This is a genomic window from Microcoleus sp. FACHB-1515, from assembly GCF_014696105.1.
Lineage (GTDB): Bacteria > Cyanobacteriota > Cyanobacteriia > Elainellales > Elainellaceae > JAAUTJ01.
The window spans coordinates 23,804-44,077 of sequence record NZ_JACJPO010000020.1 but is presented as its reverse complement, the minus strand read 5'-3'; the positions used below and the strand labels follow the sequence as shown (position 1 = coordinate 44,077).

General features: G+C 52.9%; 23 protein-coding genes. 13 read left to right on the top strand and 10 right to left on the bottom strand.

Annotation, left to right across the window (positions count from 1 at the left end):
- Positions 1-43: 43 nt before the first annotated feature.
- Positions 44-679, bottom strand: a complete 636-nt coding sequence (locus H6F67_RS05815; protein WP_190764279.1) for a peroxiredoxin — start codon at positions 677-679, stop codon at positions 44-46.
- A 137-nt stretch (positions 680-816) separates the two neighbouring features.
- Positions 817-1,785 (bottom strand): DMT family transporter, encoded by a 969-nt coding sequence (locus tag H6F67_RS05810; protein WP_190764277.1) that lies wholly within the window; start codon positions 1,783-1,785, stop codon positions 817-819.
- 215 nt (positions 1,786-2,000) lie between these two features.
- On the opposite strand from H6F67_RS05810, the gene H6F67_RS05805 reads away from it, so the two are divergent.
- The 6 genes from H6F67_RS05805 to H6F67_RS05780 all read left to right on the top strand — a co-directional run bounded on the left by H6F67_RS05805 (position 2,001) and on the right by H6F67_RS05780 (position 7,739).
- Entirely contained in the window at positions 2,001-2,288 is a 288-nt protein-coding gene (locus H6F67_RS05805; RefSeq protein WP_190764275.1) for a hypothetical protein, read from the top strand.
- 22 nt (positions 2,289-2,310) lie between these two features.
- The gene (locus tag H6F67_RS05800) at positions 2,311-2,670 is read left to right on the top strand and encodes a cupin domain-containing protein (RefSeq protein ID WP_190764273.1); all 360 of its coding nucleotides are present in this window, start codon (positions 2,311-2,313) and stop codon (positions 2,668-2,670) included.
- A gap of 338 nt (positions 2,671-3,008) precedes the next feature.
- A complete protein-coding gene (locus H6F67_RS05795) occupies positions 3,009-4,604 on the top strand; it encodes an ammonium transporter (RefSeq protein WP_190764271.1) in 1,596 nt (531 codons plus the stop codon).
- 303 nt (positions 4,605-4,907) lie between these two features.
- Positions 4,908-6,305 (top strand): ammonium transporter, encoded by a 1,398-nt coding sequence (locus H6F67_RS05790; RefSeq protein WP_190764269.1) that lies wholly within the window; start codon positions 4,908-4,910, stop codon positions 6,303-6,305.
- A 93-nt stretch (positions 6,306-6,398) separates the two neighbouring features.
- On the top strand, positions 6,399-7,289 hold the full coding sequence (locus H6F67_RS05785; RefSeq protein ID WP_242020521.1) for an SGNH/GDSL hydrolase family protein: 891 nt from the start codon (positions 6,399-6,401) through the stop codon (positions 7,287-7,289).
- 54 nt (positions 7,290-7,343) lie between these two features.
- Positions 7,344-7,739: a GNAT family N-acetyltransferase gene (locus tag H6F67_RS05780; protein ID WP_190764267.1), complete on the top strand. Its 396-nt coding sequence runs from the start codon at positions 7,344-7,346 to the stop codon at positions 7,737-7,739.
- A 50-nt stretch (positions 7,740-7,789) separates the two neighbouring features.
- On the opposite strand, the gene H6F67_RS05775 is transcribed toward H6F67_RS05780, so the two are convergent.
- The 3 genes from H6F67_RS05775 to H6F67_RS05765 all read right to left on the bottom strand — a co-directional run bounded on the left by H6F67_RS05775 (position 7,790) and on the right by H6F67_RS05765 (position 10,120).
- Complete coding sequence (locus tag H6F67_RS05775) at positions 7,790-8,746, bottom strand: aldo/keto reductase (protein ID WP_190764265.1); 957 nt, start codon at positions 8,744-8,746, stop codon at positions 7,790-7,792.
- Between the two features lie 142 nt (positions 8,747-8,888).
- Entirely contained in the window at positions 8,889-9,671 is a 783-nt protein-coding gene (locus H6F67_RS05770; protein WP_190764263.1) for a hypothetical protein, read from the bottom strand.
- Positions 9,672-9,835: 164 nt separating this feature from the next.
- Positions 9,836-10,120, bottom strand: a complete 285-nt coding sequence (locus tag H6F67_RS05765; protein ID WP_190764261.1) for a hypothetical protein — start codon at positions 10,118-10,120, stop codon at positions 9,836-9,838.
- Between the two features lie 257 nt (positions 10,121-10,377).
- Here H6F67_RS05765 and H6F67_RS05760 point away from each other — a divergent pair, with 257 nt between their 5' ends.
- Both H6F67_RS05760 and H6F67_RS05755 read left to right on the top strand, forming a co-directional pair.
- On the top strand, positions 10,378-12,165 hold the full coding sequence (locus tag H6F67_RS05760; protein ID WP_190764259.1) for a NupC/NupG family nucleoside CNT transporter: 1,788 nt from the start codon (positions 10,378-10,380) through the stop codon (positions 12,163-12,165).
- Between the two features lie 106 nt (positions 12,166-12,271).
- The gene (locus tag H6F67_RS05755; protein ID WP_190764257.1) at positions 12,272-13,135 is read left to right on the top strand and encodes a fructosamine kinase family protein; all 864 of its coding nucleotides are present in this window, start codon (positions 12,272-12,274) and stop codon (positions 13,133-13,135) included.
- Positions 13,136-13,377: 242 nt separating this feature from the next.
- Here H6F67_RS05755 and H6F67_RS05750 read toward each other — a convergent pair whose 3' ends face one another.
- Together H6F67_RS05750 and hemW are read right to left on the bottom strand one after the other, a co-directional pair.
- A complete protein-coding gene (locus tag H6F67_RS05750; protein WP_206753889.1) occupies positions 13,378-14,706 on the bottom strand; it encodes an FAD-binding oxidoreductase in 1,329 nt (442 codons plus the stop codon).
- A gap of 7 nt (positions 14,707-14,713) precedes the next feature.
- Entirely contained in the window at positions 14,714-15,931 is a 1,218-nt protein-coding gene (hemW, locus tag H6F67_RS05745) for a radical SAM family heme chaperone HemW (RefSeq protein WP_190764253.1), read from the bottom strand.
- 34 nt (positions 15,932-15,965) lie between these two features.
- Between hemW and H6F67_RS05740 the strand changes: the two genes are divergently transcribed.
- Genes H6F67_RS05740 through H6F67_RS05725 form a run of 4 tightly spaced genes read left to right on the top strand, consistent with a single transcriptional unit; the run spans position 15,966 to position 18,046 of the window.
- Positions 15,966-16,139, top strand: coding sequence for a hypothetical protein (locus tag H6F67_RS05740; RefSeq protein ID WP_190764251.1), 174 nt, complete (start codon positions 15,966-15,968; stop codon positions 16,137-16,139).
- 28 nt (positions 16,140-16,167) lie between these two features.
- The gene (locus tag H6F67_RS05735; protein ID WP_190764249.1) at positions 16,168-17,247 is read left to right on the top strand and encodes a PIN/TRAM domain-containing protein; all 1,080 of its coding nucleotides are present in this window, start codon (positions 16,168-16,170) and stop codon (positions 17,245-17,247) included.
- A 16-nt stretch (positions 17,248-17,263) separates the two neighbouring features.
- Complete coding sequence (locus H6F67_RS05730) at positions 17,264-17,830, top strand: dual specificity protein phosphatase family protein (RefSeq protein WP_190764247.1); 567 nt, start codon at positions 17,264-17,266, stop codon at positions 17,828-17,830.
- 54 nt (positions 17,831-17,884) lie between these two features.
- Complete coding sequence (locus H6F67_RS05725; RefSeq protein WP_190764239.1) at positions 17,885-18,046, top strand: hypothetical protein; 162 nt, start codon at positions 17,885-17,887, stop codon at positions 18,044-18,046.
- Here H6F67_RS05725 and H6F67_RS05720 read toward each other — a convergent pair.
- Together H6F67_RS05720 and H6F67_RS05715 are read right to left on the bottom strand one after the other, a co-directional pair.
- On the bottom strand, positions 18,026-18,229 hold the full coding sequence (locus H6F67_RS05720) for a hypothetical protein (RefSeq protein WP_190764237.1): 204 nt from the start codon (positions 18,227-18,229) through the stop codon (positions 18,026-18,028). The genes H6F67_RS05725 and H6F67_RS05720 overlap by 21 nt on opposite strands.
- A 67-nt stretch (positions 18,230-18,296) precedes the next feature.
- Positions 18,297-19,310 (bottom strand): hypothetical protein, encoded by a 1,014-nt coding sequence (locus H6F67_RS05715; protein WP_190764235.1) that lies wholly within the window; start codon positions 19,308-19,310, stop codon positions 18,297-18,299.
- Here H6F67_RS05715 and H6F67_RS05710 point away from each other — a divergent pair.
- Positions 19,309-19,467, top strand: a complete 159-nt coding sequence (locus H6F67_RS05710) for a hypothetical protein (protein WP_190764234.1) — start codon at positions 19,309-19,311, stop codon at positions 19,465-19,467. The two genes, H6F67_RS05715 and H6F67_RS05710, sit on opposite strands and share 2 nt — an antisense overlap.
- Here the strand turns inward: H6F67_RS05710 and H6F67_RS05705 are convergent.
- Positions 19,464-20,189 carry a hypothetical protein gene (locus H6F67_RS05705; protein ID WP_190764231.1) on the bottom strand — a complete coding sequence of 242 codons (726 nt, stop codon included), beginning with the start codon at positions 20,187-20,189 and terminating at the stop codon, positions 19,464-19,466. The genes H6F67_RS05710 and H6F67_RS05705 overlap by 4 nt on opposite strands.
- Positions 20,190-20,274 lie beyond the last annotated feature (85 nt).

Sequence of the window (20,274 nt, the reverse complement as noted above, 5' to 3'; positions counted from 1 at the left end):
CCAGCGATCGCTCACTGGGCTTAGCCAATCAAGTCAGCACAAATTACTTGTTCGGCTGCGGCGTCATCCGCAGATAGGGCTTAATTTCCGTGACGCCTTTGGGGAATTTCTCGCGAGCTTGGTCGGTCGGAATCGACGGCACAACGACGCAGTCGCCGCCATCTTCCCAGTTGGCCGGAGTTGCCACGCTGTAGCCATCGGTAAGCTGAAGCGAATCGAGGACGCGCAGAATTTCGTCAAAATTGCGTCCTGTACTGGCCGGATAGGTGAAGGTGAGGCGCAGTTTCTTTTGCGGGTCGATGATGAACACCGATCGCACCGTCAGCGTATTGTTGGCGTTCGGGTGAATCATGTCGTAGAGATCCGACACTTTGCGATCGGGGTCGGCCAAGATCGGATAGTTGAGCGTGGTGCTTTGCGTTTCGTTGATGTCGCCAATCCAGCCTTTGTGCGATTCGGCGGTATCCACGCTTAGCGCAATCACTTTGGCATTGCGCTTGTCAAATTCGGGCTTGATCTTAGCCACCATGCCAAGCTCAGTCGTGCAAACGGGCGTATAGTCGGCGGGGTGCGAAAACAGCACTACCCAGCTATCGCCTGCCCAATCGTAAAAGTCGATCGTGCCTTCGGAAGAATCTTGCGTGAAATTGGGAACTGTATCGCCTAGTCGAAGTGCCATGTTCTGACTTCCTGTAACCTCTAGTACAATCTCAAAAAGCAAAAAATGCTGAAGCTTACCGAGATATCATCCCACAAAAAGAAGCGAGCAAGTGCCTTAACTCCAGTTTTCCGATTGGAGTATGGCACTTTGCTATTTTAGCGCAGCGATCGATTGACACTCCGCTCAACAACTTTCGGCGCGGACTGTCGCTGTCCCAGTGCGATCGTGAACGACCCCGCCACCACCAAAACTGCGCCTGCAAATCCCAATCGGGTAATTTGCTCGGCAGCGATCGAATTGGGCAGCAGCTTGGCCGCGATCGCAACTGCGCCCAGCGTCACGATCGGCGTTAGCGATATCACGGCACTGACGCGAGACGCTTCCCAATGATTGAGCGCTTCGGCAAACGCGCCGTAAGCCAGCAGGGTATTCAAAGCAGCAAACATCAACATTCCCCACTGAAACGGCGTTAAATCTAGTAGCTGTTCTGGCGAGCTTAATGGCGTAAATATCAGCGCACTTCCACCGTAAATTACTAACATAATGGTGGCAGAAGGTAGCTGTTGCAAAAGCTGTTTTTGCGCCAGCGCATAGATCGCCCAAGTTGCTGCGGCTAAAACTAGAATTCCGCTGCCTAGCAAATAGTTGGGCGAAGCAACGGCTAGTTCGCGAAGCTGATCGTTGAAAAATAAGCTCATTCCAGCAATCAGCAAACTGAGTCCAAGCCATTGCGATCGCGTATAGCGCTCCTTGAAAATCACCAGTCCGCCCATTGCCAAGAAGACAGGCGAAAGCTGAATAATCACCTGTGAATTTGCAGGCGAAGTGTTAATTAAACCCAGCACAAATAGCAGGTAGTTTGCTGCTAGGAAAACAGTGGCGATCGCCAGCAGTTCTAGGCGTGCAGCTTTGAGAATTTTCCAGCTTGGCAACTGGCCGCGCAGTCCCAAAAATCCAAACAGCAACAGAAACGAAACCAGAAAGCGAAACCAAGTGACGGTGTAGGGATCGATCGCCTGTAAAGCAATCGTGAGGGCGATCGGCAAAACACCCCAAAATGAAACAGTCACTAGCGCGAGCGCTAAGCCCAAACGCCAGCGGCCAGAGTTTTGATGAAGCGGCATTGGTATCCTGTTTGAAGTGGTAGTTTGAAGCGGGGCAATCGCTGTATTGAATTTTGCAGCAATTTGTAAAGTTTTTGTTCTCTTTTGGACGAATGATTTCAGGTGAAATTCTGTCAATCGATTCACCTGATAGTAGGATGACAACCTATCGATCGGTTGAGGTGCGATCGCGATTCGATTCGCGAGAATAAACTTAATTTGATTCTCATGCCGTAATGATTTTGTTTGAGTTCGTGATTAGTCTAGCGCTGTGGCTTGTAAACCTGCTTCAGCCGATTATTGTGCCACTGTGTTTTTTATTCGCTTGGGGACTAGTTGGCATGTCGGTTTGGAGTGTCTGGTCTGCCTGTCGAGATGGTGTTAAAAACACGCGACGAATGCACCAGATTCCCTGTGCAAACTGTCAGTTTTTTACAGGGGATTATCACTTGAAATGTGCAGTTCGTCCGGATATTGCCTTGTCAGAATCGGCGATCGGCTGTCGCGACTACGAGCCGTTCTAACTTCAATCAATTCAATAAACGAATGCTGATTAAAAAGCTGAATGATTGCCCGGAATTTGTGGCGGGAGATGGAACGCAATTGCGCGAATTGCTGCATCCCGACAAGCAGCCGATCGACCTGCGCTACAGTTTGGCTCATGCGATCGTTGCGGCTGGGCAAACTTCAATTTTGCATTCGCTCACAACCAGTGAGGTCTACTACATTTTGAGCGGACGGGGCGAGATGGAGATTGATAGCGATCGCCAAATCGTGGAACCTGGAGACGCAATTTACATTCCGCCCCACGCGAAACAGCGGATTACGAATACTGAAAACGAGCCGCTGGTGTTTATTTGCATTGTTGATCCGGCTTGGCGGCAGGAAGATGAAACGGTTTATTGAAGAACAATCCACAAACTGTTATTTGTCAAGTCAAAAAAATCAATAGTTTCTACAGGAATTATTAGAATCTTTAATATATCCCTTTCACTGATTTAGGTGAAATGTATAAGAGATTACAGAATGAGCTTAATAAGAATTGATGAAATCTTAAGCATTCCATCTAAGATCAACGCTGTCTAAATTCTTGCTTTTCGCGACGTTAATCGATCGCTGGCTAGCTGAATTTCTGGCATCTGAGCCTTCAAGCCTTTTCTTGCAGGTTGCTCTACCGTTGTGCTGCTAGCTGTCGTCGGTTAAGCGGCTTGCTTTGATGCTTTTTCCTCAAGGAACCCATTGCTATGTCTAGGTTTTTGTATCGAAGGAGAGGTAAGCGGCCTCTCGATTTGCGGGCGGTTGTGCCGTCGATCGCCACTGTCCGCAAGCTGGGCGACGTGAATGCGATCGCTCGACTCACCCCCACTTGGCAAGCTTGCATTCCGCTCGCCGTTCTAATCGTTTTGGTGGCCTGCTTCTCGGCTTCTGCCCAAGATGCCGCCCCGACAACGGAAGAGAGCTTGGCAGAACTCAAAGTCGGCCTGGATACGATGTGGGTGATGGTTGCAGGAATGCTGGTGTTCTTCATGAACGCGGGCTTCTGCATGTTGGAAACGGGCATGTGCCGCCAGAAAAATGCGGTCAACGTGCTGGCGAAAAACCTAATCGTGTTTGCGCTTTCGACGATCGCATTTTGGGCGATCGGCTTTAGCCTCATGTTCAGCACAGGCAATGGCTTCATCGGCGGCTTGGGCGGCATGTTCCTCGCAGGCGCAGACAACAGCCCCGCAACGGGCGACGCCTACCAGGGCATTTTCAGCTCGCTAAGCTGGACTGGCGTTCCCCTAGCGGCGAAGTTCTTCTTCCAGCTTGTGTTTGCCGGAACCGCAGCGACGATCGTGTCGGGTGCGGTTGCTGAACGCATCAAGTTTGTGGACTTTTTGATCTTCAGCTTGCTGCTCGTCGGAATTGCCTACCCAATCACCGGACACTGGATTTGGGGCGGCGGTTGGCTGGCTGGCGCTGGTTTTTGGGATTTTGCCGGATCGACGGTTGTTCACGCAGTCGGCGGCTGGGCAGCACTGATGGGCGCGGCCATTCTTGGCCCCCGCATCGGCAAGTACAACTCAGACGGCACAGCCAACGCGCTTCCCGCTCACAACATGAGCATTGCCACCTTGGGCGCTCTGATTCTGTGGCTGGGCTGGTTTGGCTTTAACCCCGGTTCGACGATGGCTGTTGGCGACGGCAGCTACATCGCCCACATCGCCCTCACCACCAACACCGCAGGCGCATTCGGCGGTCTTGCAGCCACGATTACCGCTTGGCTGCTGTTGGGCAAGCCGGATCTGTCGATGATCATCAACGGCGTTCTGGCTGGCTTGGTAGGCGTTACGGCAGGCTGTGCTTTTGTGGATGGCTTTGGTGCAGCAGTGATCGGCATCATTGCTGGAATTCTTGTGGTGTTCGCAGTTGGATTTTTCGATCGCCTCAAGATCGACGATCCGGTCGGCGCGATCTCAGTTCACTTGGTCAATGGTTTCTGGGGAACGCTGGCAGTTGGCTTGTTTGCCCTCGGTCCCAGTGACGCAGAAGGCGCACTTTACTCCGCAGGTCCAAATGCTGGATTGCTTTATGGCGGCGGCATTGCTCAACTGTGGCACCAGTTTGCAGGCAGCTTGGCTGTGGGCGGCATGACTGTGTTGCTCTCGACGATCTTCTGGTATGCGCTCAAGGCGATCATGGGCATCCGCGTCACCGAAGAAGAGGAAATGATCGGCCTCGACATCGGCGAACACGGCATGGAAGCTTACGCAGGCTTCACCAAAGACGCAACGGGCATGGCATCAGGCATGTCTTACCCGTCTTCTAGCGCTCGCATTGTGGATAGCAATCCATAGTCGATCGACTCTGAGAACTCAACAGCAGCTTCCAAACGGGGGCTGCTGTTTGCCTTTAACCATCAAGAAATATAGAGCAAACTTCATTAAACTCTACGCAGATTTACCTATGCCAATAGAGATATAAAAGCTTTATTACGGTTCCTTGAAAGAAAATAATTTGTTATCGCCCATACAGTTTTACCCCGATCGAAATTGATGCAATGCAAAGTTGAAGCAACTTTCGGCGTCAAGGGGTAACTGAACTTGCTGAAAAAATTCTTATTTGCTGGTGCGATCGCGTGCGGCTTGAGCTTGTTCATCATGAACAGCGCTTTCGCTCAAGATGCACCGACGCTTGAATCAGTCGCAGCGGCAGCCGCCAATGCTCAGGTATCCGCTGATACAGGATATATGCTGACCTGTGCGGCAATGGTGCTGCTGATGACTCCGGGTTTGGCATTCTTTTATGGCGGCTTTGTGCGATCGCGCAACGTTCTCAACACCATGATGATGAGCTTTTTGCTCATGGGCATTGTCAGCGTGACCTGGGTGCTGTGGGGCTACAGCCTCGCCTTTGCACCGGGAAACCCGCTGATTGGCGGCTTAGAATGGCTGTTTCTGCACAACGTCGGCTATGAAACCACCGACTACATGCAGACTGCGGGAGCCGGAACGGTGGCAAGCTATGCCCCAACGATTCCGCATCAGACATTCATGATCTATCAGGCCATGTTTGCGATCATCACCCCGGCTTTAATTTCGGGGGCGATCGTCGAGCGGATTAACTTTCGGGCTTACGCTTTGTTTGTGCTGCTGTGGTCTACCTTCATCTACTCCCCAATGGCGCATATGGTTTGGGGAAATGGTGGCCTGCTGGGACTGTATGGCGGCATCGGCTCGCTGGACTTTGCAGGCGGCACGGTCGTTCACATCCTTTCTGCCGTTTCTGCGCTCGTGGCCGCGTTCGTGATTGGTCCTCGCAAAACCTATCCCAATCAGCCCGCGCCGCCGCATAACGTCACCTACATTTTGCTGGGTGCAGGTCTGCTCTGGTTTGGCTGGTTTGGCTTTAATGCCGGAAGCGCGTTGGCCGCTGGCTCGTTGGCAACGGCGGCTTTTGTCTCCACCAACACTGCCGCAGGTGCGGCTACGCTCACCTGGCTGATTCTGGAGACGGTTTTGCGTGGCAAGGCGACCGCAGTGGGAGCTGCGACTGCCGCTGTTGTGGGTCTGGTGGCGATCACGCCTGCTGCGGGTTTTGTCGATCCGATCGGTGCAATTTTGATCGGCAGCATTGGCGCGGTTTGCTGCTTTTATGCCGTCAGCCTCAAGGCCAAGCTTCAGTTTGATGATTCACTCGATGTGTTTCCGGTTCACGGCGTTGGCGGCACGGTCGGCGCACTGCTGACTGGCATTTTTGCAACGAAAACGGTGAATGCAGCGATCGAAGGACACGAAGGCTTGCTGTTTGGCAATTTCCGCCAGCTTTTCCTGCAAATCGCTGGGGTCTTGATTGCCTACATCCTGGCAGCGGTTGGCACGTTCGTCATCCTCAAAATTCTCGATGCTACCGTTGGCCTGCGCGTTCAGGAGGAATGTGAGTTCCAAGGACTCGACATCAACGAACATGGCGAAGAAGGCTATGGCGAAGAAATCGGCTTGGGTTCACGGTTGGAAGGTGATCTGGGCTTAAGCGGACCTTCCGCAGAACTACGATAAACTCGATCGCATCTTGTGCAACTTGCGCCTACACTGTAATACACCAGTCTGAAGCAATTCGGGCTGGTGTCTGTTTTGGCGACGATACCCGCTATGAAATCGATGCGTGATCGCCCGCTACGTCCGCTCAAACCCAGGTTGCGATCGGCCAAGCCGTCGCGCTGGCAGTCTCAACCGCTATGGGTGCTGGTTTCGCTGCTGGTCAATGGCTTTTTGCTCGCCATTTTGATGCTGATCGCCCTGCGCGATCACAGCCTGTCTACGACTGCACCGCCTGCTGTTCCGCCACCGTCTGCAATCGCCGCCATGCCTGTTACGAACACCGCTCAATCGGCCAGCTTTGGAGAGCGACAGCAGCTTAACTATCAGCAATGGCTGGATTTATTGCAGCAAGAAGCTCGCGCTGTGGCGGCCAATCCTCCTCAGCGATTGACGGTTTTGGCAGGTGATTCGCTCAGCTTGTGGTTTCCGCCCGATTTGCTGCCATCCGATCGCGCCTGGCTCAATCAAGGCATATCGGGCGAAACTTCAGCAGGACTTTTGCGCCGTCTTGATCTGTTCAAAGACACGCAGCCGCAAACAATTCTTGTGCTAATCGGCATCAACGATCTGATCCGCCAAATCAACCCAGAAACGATCGTGGCAAACCAGCGACAGATCCTCAAAGATCTGCGCCGTCAGCATCCCGGAGCGCAAATTGTGCTTCAGTCGATTTTGCCGCACGGCGTTGATCAGGTGACGTGGGAAGGGCGCGATCGCCTTTTGGCCGTGACGAACGATCGCATCCGTCAGGTGAACCGGGAACTGGAGGCGATCGCCCGCGAAGAAAACGTTTATTTTCTCGACCTCAATCCGCTGTTTGCCGATGCTGAAGGCAACCTGCGACCTGCCCTCAGCACCGACGGGCTGCACCTGAGCGCTGAAGGCTACATCGTTTGGCGAACTGCGCTTCAGCTTTACAGTCAGATGGAGCTTGAAAAATAAATTGGCTCAGTCGTGGTAGTCATTCGGCGTTTTCTCGATCGAGACCTTGATCAAGTGGTCACTCTATGGTTTCGCAGTTGGACACAGACCTTTCCAAACCTGCATCATCCGCAGTCGATCGAGCAGTGGAAACTGCGCTTTGAGCAAGAATATGTTGGACAAGCGGCGATTTGGGTTGCGGCGGATGGCGATCGAATCCTGGGGTTTATCGTGGTGGGTGCAGGCGCGATCGAGCAGCTTTTTGTAGCAGGTGATGCTCAACGAAACGGAATCGGAGCCGCGCTACTCAGTCAAGCGAAGCAAATGAATCCAGACGGTTTACGACTAACCACGCTGCAACAAAATCAGCAGGCGCGTCGATTTTATGAAAAGCACGGTTTTGTTTCAGGAGAAACAGGGGTCAATCCAATCAACGGCCAGCCCAACATCGCGTACTACTGGAATCAATGATCCCGCGACCTGATACGATCGTTTGGTGGCGGGATCACTGATTCTAGAAGTTATGGTTTTCGCGTCAGGCGATCGATCGCGTCCACTTCATCTGCTGTCAGCAGCCAGCCGAGCGCTCCGGCATTTTGGCGCGACTGGTCGGCATTTTTTGCACCGGGAATCGGGATAACGTTGCCCTGAGCAATCAGCCAGTTGAGCGCAACTTGGGCGGGAGTGCGATCGTATTTCTGACCGATTTCGCGCAGGAGGGCAACGATCGGCTGAATTTTCTCTAGCCCCTCGCGGCTAAACTGCGGATTCAAGCGTCTTGCTCCAGACGGGCGCACTTCGTTTTCGGGCGCGTACTTTCCGGTCAGCAGACCTTGGGCGAGCGGACTGTACGCCAGGATTGTAATGTTCAGATCTCGTGCAGTTTCAATCACGCCATTGGTTTCGATTTGGCGACCCAAGAGCGAGTAGGGCATCTGGTTGACGGCCAAGGGAACGCCGCGATCGCTCAAAACCGAGTGAGCATAGCGCATCTGTTCGGCTGTGTAGTTGCTGACACCGATCGCCTGGATGCGGCCTTGCTGCACTTCATCCGCCAAAGCATTCATCAGCGTTTTTTTGCCCATGAAAAAATCAAACGGCATGTGAACTTGGTACAGCGCGACGCTAGGAAGCTGCAAGCGCTTTAAGCTGCCGCTCAAAGCATCCGCAACCGCATCGCCATTGAATCGCCAGGGAAACGGAAAATATTTGGTGGCAATTTGTACAGGCTGATTGCGCTCTTTCATAAAGCGACCAATCAGCTTTTCAGAATCGCCTGTGCCGTAGATTTCTGCCGTATCAAACAGCGTAATGCCAGCCTCGATCGCAGTGTTGAACGCATCGCGAAGCTGATTTTCGTCATAGTCTTTGCCGTAGTTCCAAAATAGCTTGTCGCCCCATGCCCAAGTGCCGATTCCCAAGGGTGCGGTGCTGACGTTGGTGTTGCCTAAGGTGATGCTTTGAGTGGTGGTTTGCACGGGTCGCTTCCTTCACATTTCTTCATTTTCGAGTGTAGCGATCTTGACTGTGAATCAACCTCTACCAAATGACAAATCGCCCGCAACCAAGGTTACGAACAACCTAAAGTTACGGGCGATCGCATTTTGCTACAGCTTTAATTTAGCCTTCGCTGGATTTTTCGATCGACTTCGCCACCTTGTGCAGCGCTTTACCCAAATCGCGCAGTTGGCCTTTTGTGCCGCGTTCAGCCTCGTTAGCCGCTTCGTCGGTTTGGTCGCCCAGTTGCGTTAGGATCTCGGCAATCTTTTCGGGGTTGCCGCGCTTGAGGCCAAGCTGATGCTTGAGGTCTTTGAGGCTGGCCGAGATTGCTTTCGAGCCTTCATCTTTGGAGCCTTTGAGGATTCCTTGCCATGCGTCGATCGATTCGATCGCAGCTTCGGGTTCGATCGAAGTCACGTCACCGTGCAAAATTTCAATCAGACCCGCGATGTCGGGACCGCCTTCGACTTCATCCGTTTCGGAATCCGCGTGCTTGCTGCTCGCCTTGGATTCTTGCTCGCCTTCTTCCATCGACTCTAGGGACTTGCCAATTTTGCTGAGCGCTTTGCCCAAGTTGTGCAGATGACCTTTGTGGCCGCGTTCGGCTTCGTCGCCTGCCTTGTTGGTTTCTTCGCCAAGCTGAATCATCACTGCGCCAATTTCCGAGGCTTTCGCCTTCTTGCGACCCAGCAATTTCTTGAGTTCTTTCAGGTGCGTGGAAATTTCTTCGTAGCCTTCAGCACCGGAGCTTTTGATCGCTGCAATCCACTCGTCGATCGACGCGCTTGCGCCTTCGGGATCGATCGAGGTGACATCGCCGTGCAGCACCTCAATCAGTTCTGAAATATCTGGCGTTTGCTGTTGATTTTCTTGAGTCGATTGGTTGTCGCCGCTCTTAACCATTTTTATGAGTCCTGTGTTGCAAAAAATACAAACTGCATAGTTAGCAAGATTAAAAGCGACACAGTTTTATTTCCTCTCTCGATCGATGCACTTGTGAATTGCTCACAAATCCCTCGATCGAGAGACGACTCTTTTAAGTTTTGTTTCAGTTTCTCATCAAAATTTCAGAAATCAAAATCACGATCGCCCCAAGGCAGCGGCGGCGGATCGATCTTGGTGAAATCATTGGGTGGGCGATCAGTACTCCATGCCCACCAGACATTGCCACACTGACACTGATAGAACTCTTGCCATTTGCGGCGGTGGTCTTCGGTGAAGACAGGCGATCGCCGATTGATCCAAACTTGCTGAGCTTCGGTCGCGGTGGCGCGGCAGGAAGGACAGCAGAAATTGTGGGCATGAACTGCCGCTTGTGTCCAGTTGGGCGGAATCGGAGCAAAGGCATCCATGCGAAATCCTCGTAGCGCTTTCTTTTATTATCAATGGCGGTTTGAAGGGTGGCGATCGACCCTGCTTAACAAATCATCACTAGACGCAAGTTCCCGCGTGCATTAGGCTAAAATCGGCCTGTCGTTTTGAATACTTGGTCGCTTCATCAGATGCCAGTGTTCATTGTTGATTGAAACGATTGTCGAAGCAGGCAACTTGATAGACCGAGACACCAACTGCTCATTTCACCCTTCACGTCTTATCTTAGGAAGGCGCAATGAACCTTGACATTCCCTTAAACGCGATTTCGTTTCTTGGAATTTTTGGACTGTGCGCGATCGCTTGGTTGTTTTCGGAAAATCGCAGCTTTAAATATTTCCCTTGGCGCGTCGTAATCATGGGAATTTTGCTGCAATTGGCGTTAGGCGCACTCGTCTTTTTGCTGCCGCCGACTCGCGACGCGCTTCAGGTTTTTAGCAACTTATTGAATGTTGTATTTGACGCCGCTGATGCTGGAGCAAGATTTGTCTTTGGTCGCAATATTGTTCCCGTTCCCGGTCAAGAGCCGCTGATCTTGTCGCCCGTTGCCCCTGGAGGAACCTGCGCCCCAAACACTGTAGGCGAACTGGTTCCCGGATTTTGCGGCATTCAGCTAGGCTATATTTTTGCATTTCGCGCTTTGCCTGCGGTGATTTTCTTTTCCGGCTTCATCGGACTGCTGTACGCGCTGGGGATCATTCAGTTCATCACCAATATTTTTGCCAAAATTTTCTACAGCGTGATGCGGCTGAGCGGCGCAGAAGCACTCAGCGGCGCGGCGAATATTTTTGTGGGAATTGAGGCGGCGATCGTCGTCAAACCCTACCTCGCCAAAATGACCCGCAGCGAACTTTGCGCGATTTTGGCTTGCTGTTTTGGAACAGCGGCATCGTCCACGCTGGCGATCTACGTCAACTTTTTGCGTCCGGTTTTTCCAAACATTTTGGGACACCTTGTTTCCGCTTCGATTCTGGCGATTCCTGCCTGCTTCGTCCTGTCCAAAATCTTGATTCCCGAAACGGAAGTTCCGCTGACGGCAGGCGGCATTCCCAGCGATCGCAATTTGCGCGAAGACGATACCGTTCCGGGAGCGCAAGGCAATCGCGTTGATCGTGCCGTTGACGACGCTGATCAGGATGCAGCAGGCGAAACCGTTGGCGGCGAAGTGATGCAGCGCATGAGTCCCTTGGATGCAGCGATCGTCGGTGCGCTGGACGGCGTGAAAATGGCGGTGGCGATCGCTGCCGTTCTCATCTTGATTCTCGGTTTGGTCTACCTGATCAACCAGCTTTTTGCTGGCCTCGCGAGTTTGCAAAACTTAAGACCTGAACAATTTCCTGGGTGGGTGCGATTGATAGTCGTGCCGCTACTACCGCTGCTCAACGGCATCGGAGCGGTCTTCAGTGTTGTTACGCTGCAAAACATTCTCGGTGCGCTATTTCTGCCCTTGACAGCTTTAACGGGCGTTTCGCTTGACTGGCAAGAGCTTTGGCAGTCTTCCGTCATCATCGGGCGTCGCTTGTTTGAAACGGCGATCCCGCCCTATCAAACGCTGGGTGCGGCAGCAGCGTTGCCAGTTGGTGAACGGGTGATGAGCGATCGTGCCGTCTTGATCATCAGCTATGCCCTTTCCGGCTTCGCGCACCTCGCTTCAGTTGGCATCTTCGTCGGTGGAACCTCTGCTCTCATTCCCTCCCGCCGCCGCGAAATTTCAGATCTCGGCTGGAAAGCGCTGTTCGTTGGCACATTGGCGACCTACATGATCGCCTGCATCGCCGGAGTGTTCGATACGGGAAACGCCAGCATCCTCGGCACACCCGCCGCAACGCCGCCCGCAACGGCTCCCGCTTCTCCCACGCCTGCCACGAGTCCAGCCGTCAGCCCGACCGCCAATCCTGTGCAGACGGCTCCCGCTGTTGCTCCGACTCGATCGCCTGCCGCTGCGCCAACCGCTTCACCTACGCCCGCTGCGTCTCCGACAGCGCTTCCGGCTCCACCGCCCCCGCCAAGACCTTCGCCTTCATAAACAGCAACGGTGTTCTCCGCAGCACCAAATTGTTACAATCGCCAGTCAACTTGTCCGATAGGATACTGTCCGATAGCTTACAGTGGCGCGATCGGGTGAGTGAGTCATGTGGAACGAGATTGCCAACCGAATTCAAGCGGCGACCGGACGAGCCTTTCGGGTTCAGCATCAGCGATCGATCGGGGGAGGCAGCGTCAATCAAGCCTATGCGATCGTTGATGGCGCTCAAGCCTATTTTGTCAAGCTCAATCAGGCCAGCCGCCTTGCCATGTTTGAAGCCGAAGCGATCGGACTGCGCGAAATTGCCGCCACGCAAACGATTCGCGTCCCTCAAGCGATCTGCTGGGGATTCACCGACAACTCAGCCTACATCGTTCTCGAATGGCTTGATTTTGCCTATGGCACACATTCCGCTTGGGAAGCAATGGGGCGCAATCTGGCGGCAATGCATCGTGTCACCAGCGAAAACGGCTTCGGCTGGCATCAAAACAACACGATCGGCTTCATTCCACAGCGCAACGAATGGACAGCGGACTGGACAGAATTTTTCACTACACAGCGCATTGGCTATCAGCTTGAACTGGCCCGCAAGCGGGGCGGACGCTTTCCCAAAGGCGATCGCCTCCTCGCCGCAATCCCTGCCATCCTCGCCAACCACCAGCCGCAACCGTCCCTCGTACATGGCGATCTCTGGACAGGCAACGCCGCCGCTACGCAAACCGAAGAACCCGTGATTTTCGATCCCGCCACTTACTACGGCGATCGCGAAGTCGATCTCGCGATGAGCGAATTATTTGGCAGCTTTCCACCCAACTTCTATCGCGCCTACGAACAAGCATGGCCGCTCGATCCGGGCTACGATCGCCGCAAAATCCTCTACAACCTCTATCACATTCTCAATCACTACAATCAGTTCGGCGGCAGCTATGAAGCGCAGAGCGATCGGATGATAGGAATGTTGTTGGAGTAGTGGCTGTCGGCAAAAGGCAAACGAGCAGAAGGCAGCGGTTCGGAGACGAGGGACGCGGACGGCACACCGATGTGGCGCACATTGACACCCACAGATATGACCTTTGGGAGTCCAGAGGGTGGAACCCTTTGGTCGGGGTTGGAGGTGTGGAGGAGGGGTGGCCCTAGCCTCCACTGGCTCGGCGGATCGAAAAAGCAAGAGAAAGCAAAATCTCGATCAATCCATCACTCCGATCGATCCCATCACCAAGGCAGCGCATCTTGAACCTGATACGCCAAATAGCTCGATCGCAAATACCACAGTCGCAAATTCGCTAGCGGAAATTGTTTTAGCGGCTGCGTCACAATCGGACAAAGCCGATCGATCGTCGTCTTGCCCGTGATCAGGTGAGCGATCGTCCGCCCTGTCCAAGTCCCCATCGCCACTCCATTGCCGTGATATGCCAATCCATAAAACACGCTGGAATCATCTGGAAACTGATTGATATGCGGCGTCAAGTTCGCTGAAAGTGCCGCCAGTCCGCTCCAAGAATGCGTGATTTCAATGTCTTTCCAGCCTGGGAAAATTTGAGCGAATCGATCGCGCATTTGGCGCAGACGGCGATCGCGCTCCGCCAAACTTCCCGTTGTGCCGCCCCGCGCCCCTAACAAAAACCGTCGATCGTTCAGCAGTCGATAGTAAAAGAGCAGATTGCGCGTATCCCAAACAGGCGTTTCACAATGCCAGCCTTGTGCGGCCAGTTCCGCCTCGGTCAGCGGGCGCGTCGTGATGATGCTAGACAGGACGGGCAGAAGCCGATCGCGCAAATTTGGATGCAGTGAATCTTCGGTATAGCCATTCGTGGCAACCACAATCGATCGGGCTTTCACTGTACTGCTCGGACTGTGCAGCACATGCTGATCCCCAACTTTTTCCCAGGTTTGTACGGGACTATGAGCATACAGCTTCGCACCCTGCCGCATCGCCGCCAGAGCCAAAGCGCGACCGTATTTGGCGGGGTTGAGGCCAAAGCCGACGCTAACATGTAGTGCACCGTAGGCGCTGTGTGAGATGCCTCGATCGCGCAGTTCCACAGCAGGCCAAAGGGCGCATTTGTAGCCGGGAATCGCACTCAAAAATTCCGCTTCATTTTCGAGCGCTTGCCAGCGAGAAGGATGATGCGCCACCTGAATGCAGCCATCGCCCTGAATGTCGATTTCCATTTGTTCTTCAGCCGCAAGGCGTCTAACCAGTTCGATCGCCTGCTGCTGTTCTTGAAAAAATCGCTGCGTTTGTGGCAATCCAAAGCGACGAACTAAAGTTTCATTTGATAGTTTGGTCGCGCCAATGCAGCAAAATCCGCCATTGCGACCAGACGCGCCCCAACCCGGAACACCTGCTTCTAAAACGGCCACTTCCACACCCGATCGCGCCAGATGCAAAGCAGCAGATAGCCCGGTGAAACCTGCCCCAATAATTGCGACATCACAGCTTTGATTTCGCGTCAGCGATTCAAATCGAAGTGGTGGAATTGTCGTTTCCCAATAGCTTTGAATCGGCAAAGTGCGATCGTAAACAATTGAATCGTACAAACTCATTTCAAGACAGTTTTTCAAATAGAGCCGTCAGCACAACATTAGAGAACAAAAAGCCTTCGGGATCGCTAAGCCGTAAACAATTCTCATCACGAATCAACCAGCCTTGCTGTTCATAGGGCTGCAAAATTTTAAGAATTTGAGTGAGCGTTGATTGATCGATTCGATCGCCCAACCGCTCTAGATTCAATCCTTCTGCTAAGCGAAAACCCAGCATCAATGTATCCAGAAGCTGTTCTTCAGCAGGGGTTGGCGGGCAATCGATCGCGCCTCCATTCGCCACGTAATCTTTTACCCACTCAAAATATTCATTGCGTTTGCGTGGACGAGTAAACCGCTGCCCATTCACATAGCTAGCTGCGCCCATCCCGAAGCCGTAATACGATCGATTTTCCCAATAAACGCGATTATGGCGACACTGGTATCCCGATTTCGCATAGTTTGAAATTTCATAGTGCTCATAGCCTGCATCCGTGAGCATTTGCTGAGCCAGTCGATACATCTGTGCCGTTGTTTCATCGTCGGGCAGTGGAGATTCACCAGGACGATATTGCCGACCAAAAGCCGTAACAGGTTCGAGGACAAGATCGTAGACCGACAGATGCGGCGGATCGATCGCAATTACACCCGTTAAAGAAGTTTTCCACTGGTCGATCGACTGTTTGGGCAGTCCAGAAATTAAGTCGAGGCTGAACGATGGCACTTCCACAGTGCGAATTATTTCGACGGCTTGATACACATCATCTGGTGTGTGAGTTCGACCGCAGATCCGCAATAAATCAGCATCCAGCGATTGCACGCCCAGGCTGACACGGTTCACGCCTGCTGACCTATAGCCTTGGAGCTGAGCGCGATCGAACGTGTCCGGATCGATCTCTAGGGAAATTTCGGCATCGGGTGCGATTGAAAACTGCCGATCGAGTGCCGTCAAAATTTGCTCAAGCTGGCTGACTGACAGCAGTGAGGGTGTGCCACCCCCGAAAAAGACGGTTTGCAGCGGTTGATTCGATCGCGGCGTTGCCGCAATTTCCGTACAGAGCGCTTCGACATATGCACGCATCGTGCCGGACTGGTCGCCCCGCGATCGATCGCCCAAAATCGAAACAGGAAAATCGCAGTAAAAGCAGCGTCGCCGACAGAATGGAATGTGGATGTAGGCAGCGATCGGCAAATTGGCTGGGGTGGTGGAACAAAATGCAGCGGAAGCGGTCGGCCAGGCCATTACTTAAGAAATTGAAAAGGGTACAAATAAGAATTTGTCAAGATCTGGTTCGGAAAATACCGTCATTTGCATGGTTTTCAGCTTCTGCAAATCCGCGATCGCGCTCAAATCAATCGATCGCGAAGGATATAATGAGGCCAGCGCGGTTCGGACGGCTGCCTTTGCACATCGCCTCTCGATCGACTTCCGGCAGCTAGCTGAATTCTAGCCATCCATCCATATCCGAGTCGAAAATTATGCTCGACGCAATTATCATTCTTTCTTTCATCATAGCGGGAGCGGGGATCGGCTTTTATGGCGTAGACCTGCTGCCGAGTCAAGCGCTGTCACAGGTCAGCAACTTGGAAGCTCTCAGCACCGTCGTCGCTGCATTTGGTGCGCTGATCGGCTTCGCAATCGGTCTGACGGCTCAAACCACCTATCGGCGGTTGCAGCGGCAGGTCAGCGAAATGCCTGTTGATGTGCTGCTGAGTCGATCGATCGGGCTGGTCATCGGACTGCTGGTCGCCAATTTGATGCTGGCTCCGCTGTTTCTGCTGCCAATTCCCAGCGAAGTTGCGTTCATCAAGCCGCTGGTTGCCGTTGTGGGCAGCATTATCTTTGCGTTTTCTGGCGTCAGCCTTGCTGATACACATGGGCGATCGCTGCTGCGGCTGATTAATCCCAACAGCGTAGAATCAATGCTGTTGGCGGAAGGAACACTAAAGCCATCCAGCACCAAAATTTTGGACACAAGCTGCATCATTGACGGGCGAATTGAAGATCTGCTAGCAACCGGATTTTTGGAAGGTCAAATTCTCGTGCCGCAGTTTGTCTTGCAAGAGCTTCAGCAGGTTGCTGATGCTTCCAACGACCAGAAGCGAGTGCGCGGACGGCGCGGTCTGGACGTGCTCAATCGCGTTCAAGAAGCGTTTCCCGATCGCATCGTCATCCACCCTGCCGATTACGAAGACGTGGCAACCGTTGACGCCAAACTCGTCCGACTGGGACAAGACATCAACGGCACATTGCTGACGAATGACTACAACCTCAACAAAGTCGCCAGTCTGCAAAAAGTCGCCGTCCTCAACATTAACGATCTCGCGCAGGCCATTCGTCCGACCTATTTGCCCGGAGACAGCCTTGCCCTCAAAATTCTCAAACAGGGCAAAGAACCCGCTCAGGGCGTTGGCTACCTGAATGACGGCACGATGGTTGTGGTGGAAGAAGGCGGCGAATATATTGGCGATGAGTTGGCGGTTGTTGTAACCGGAGCGCTGCAAACTTCGGCGGGACGGATGATTTTTGCTCGTCCACAAACTTCTGTCGTTGCCTAAAGGCGGCCTCCAAGCAATGTATCGCTTTGCCGCTGCCAGCCCGATCGATTCCACTGTCTTGAGTGCATCTGTCTTTGGCGCGGCTCGACCCGGATACAAAGCCAGCGAACTGCAAGCGTGGCTCTCCTTCATGCAGGCGCAGCAGATTCGCCGCGTTTGTTGTTTGCTCGAAGCTCGATCGATCGCCCGCTACGAACTGGATTTACGAACGGCTTACGAGCAAACCTTCGATCGCGTCTGCTGGAGTTCGATCGAGGATTTTCGCATTGCCAACAGCAATCAATTGACTGAAACAATTCTGCCGTTTCTGATCGAGGCCGATCGAGCAGGCAATCGCGTCCTTGTTCACTGTGGCGGCGGCATTGGGCGGACAGGACAGGTATTGGCCGCTTGGCTCGTCGTTCGACACGGGTTCTCGAATGCACAGGCGATCGCCACCGTCCGTCAACAGAAGCGAAATCCCTATGAGGCGGCGATCGCAGCTCCTTTGCTGGGACGGAACCCGATCGCAACGGTTCGTCAGCTTCACAATTTGCTGGACGCCTGCCGCGATGCCAGCCTAAGCGGTTGGAAAAGGCTTTGACAAGTCTGGAGTAGATCGGTAAGATGTGAGAACCCAAAAGAGCAAATTTAGGTTATGTCCACATCCAACAATGTAGTCGCCATAATCGATTTGAACATTACGATCGATCGCATCATCAAGGTTGAGGCGGATCAACCGGAAGCCGCCGAAGAAAATGTGAAAAGACTCATTGACCTACTTACGGATTTACAGCAGCTACTCAGCCGCCATACCTAGTCGTTCTTCGACTGCTTGAAGCCTACGATTGAGGTTGTACAAAGATAGCTTGTCCTCATCGTTCAAAAGGTAAGCTCGCATTCCTTCATTCACCAGTTGAGTGAAAGTCATTCCGGTCGCTTCAGTTGCTTTTTGCAGCGCTTCTTCTACGTCGTCGTCAAATCGAATCGATCGCTTTCCCATAAATTCCGTTCAAGTTTTGCCTGACAGTGTATCAGGTGAGAGCTTGGTGAGAAACCGATCGCCACTGCTAACCCAAACTGAGGCGGCGGACTTCTTCATTCGCTTCGAGTTCCTGGCGAAAATGGCGATTGCGCTCTTCGATCGATCGTAGTTCCGAAATTTTGGTGAGAATTGTGCCCGTAAAGTCGTGTGCGTCCGGTAGCTGATCGGCCAGATAGGACGTTTCCAGTTCAATTTCGATCATGCGGCTGGTCTGCTCATACTGTTCGACCAAATCGCGATCGTGCTGCGTCCGCTGCTGCAACAGCACAACGGCGCGATCGATCCGCTGAATTCGCGTCGCATAAATTTGCGAATCAAAGCGACGCATCTTTTCCTGGAGCGATCGCAACTGCTTGATCAGCGATTGATTTTCCTGGCCTTCCTGCCGCAAAGCTTCCACCCGCTCTTGAATCAGCAGCTTTTGACCGAGCAAATTGCGCTCCTCGATCAGTCGGGCTTCTTGGCGATCGTGCGGCTGCAATTCCGGCGTGCTCAGTTCGGCGTTGTCCATAACGCGAGTCGCAACCAAAAAGGCAATTCCGCCCAATGCCGTTGTCAGCCAAAAGCCGTAGCCGGAAAAGCGCACACAGAAAAACAAAGCAATCGATAGCACGCTCAACGCCCGAAATGTCGTGCCCGTTGTGGGAATCGGTCGTGGCAGACGATAGGTTTTGCCAACGGTGTGATTGCTGACCGAAATCAGCTTTTTCATCATGCTGCCGCGCATCGCATACAGCAGCGAAATTCGATCGCCCAGCCGGACGGGGACGCGATCGCCCCGTCCCAAAGTCGAAAATTTCAGCACTTTCAGGTCGCGTCCGGGCGTGGTGATTCGCAGTTCATAGCGCCGCTTGTAGAGGCTGGGCAGCTTTGCCGTTAGATACAGAACGGCCTCCCAGCGAGAAGCCCGCCCGGAAACTTTACCGTAAACGATGCCATAGCTGCGACGGCAAGCCGGACAGTCGATCTGCAACTGACCGTCAGTGTTGATCTGCCCTAGCGATCGAGAGCAGGAGGGGCAGCGAACAGAAGGAAACATGAAGCAAGATCGAGTCGGGGGTGATTTTGATCTTAAAGATTTGATTTGGCTTTGTGGAGGGCGATCGCCATTATCTCCACGCTTCGTAATGTTTGAGGGCGATATGCTTGAGGGCGATCGCGCCACCAAACTGCCTCAGATGCAACTTTCAAGCTAGAAGGGGCGAACCAACTCGCGTGCGGGCACAAGCGTTTCGGCTTTGCGAAGCAGCGCTTGGGAAAGGACAAAGCTAGTAATGATGCTCATCACGATCAGTTCGCCGCCGTCTTCCAGCACAATCAGCAGTGAATTGAGAGAAGTGAACATCAGCACAACGTGCAGCATGTCGATTCCAATGCCAAAAAAGACCAGCGCCAACAGCAGCATTGCTAATGTTTTAGAAACTTTGCGAGCAGCGCGATCGCTACGACGATGCGTGGTTGCGATCGCCGCAAAAAAGCAAACTCCGGCTGTTGCAGCAACGCAAAGTTCGCCAAAATCAGTGGGTCGCAGTCCAAACAAACTGCCAAACGCGAACTTTTGACCGATCGAAAATCCAAGTTTTTCATGCAGTTCCGCCGCATCATCCAGCAGTAAAAATGCAAACAGCAGCGACCAGCTTAGATACAGCAGCGATCGATTTCGGAGAGCAAACAAACCCAAAAGCAGCACAATCCAATATTGCTTGATGTACTGAAACAGTTCAGCATATCCCCGGTCTGTTTCCAGCGAAAAAACGCTAGCCGGAATCATTTTATCTAGCGTCAGCAGGGAAGTGTGAGCGTGAATCAGATGCAAAGCAATAAATCCAACATCTGTAGCAAGCAGCAAAAAGAGAAGAACAACTCCCCAGTGACTCAAGTTGAGCATTGCTAAAACTGTTGCTTTTTTGCTTTGCATAACATCAACCCCCGTGAAAGCTGTGAGCTAAAAATTTGGACAAGCAGTCTCAATCGATGGAATGAGCCTTTTGGCGTTTCAAGTT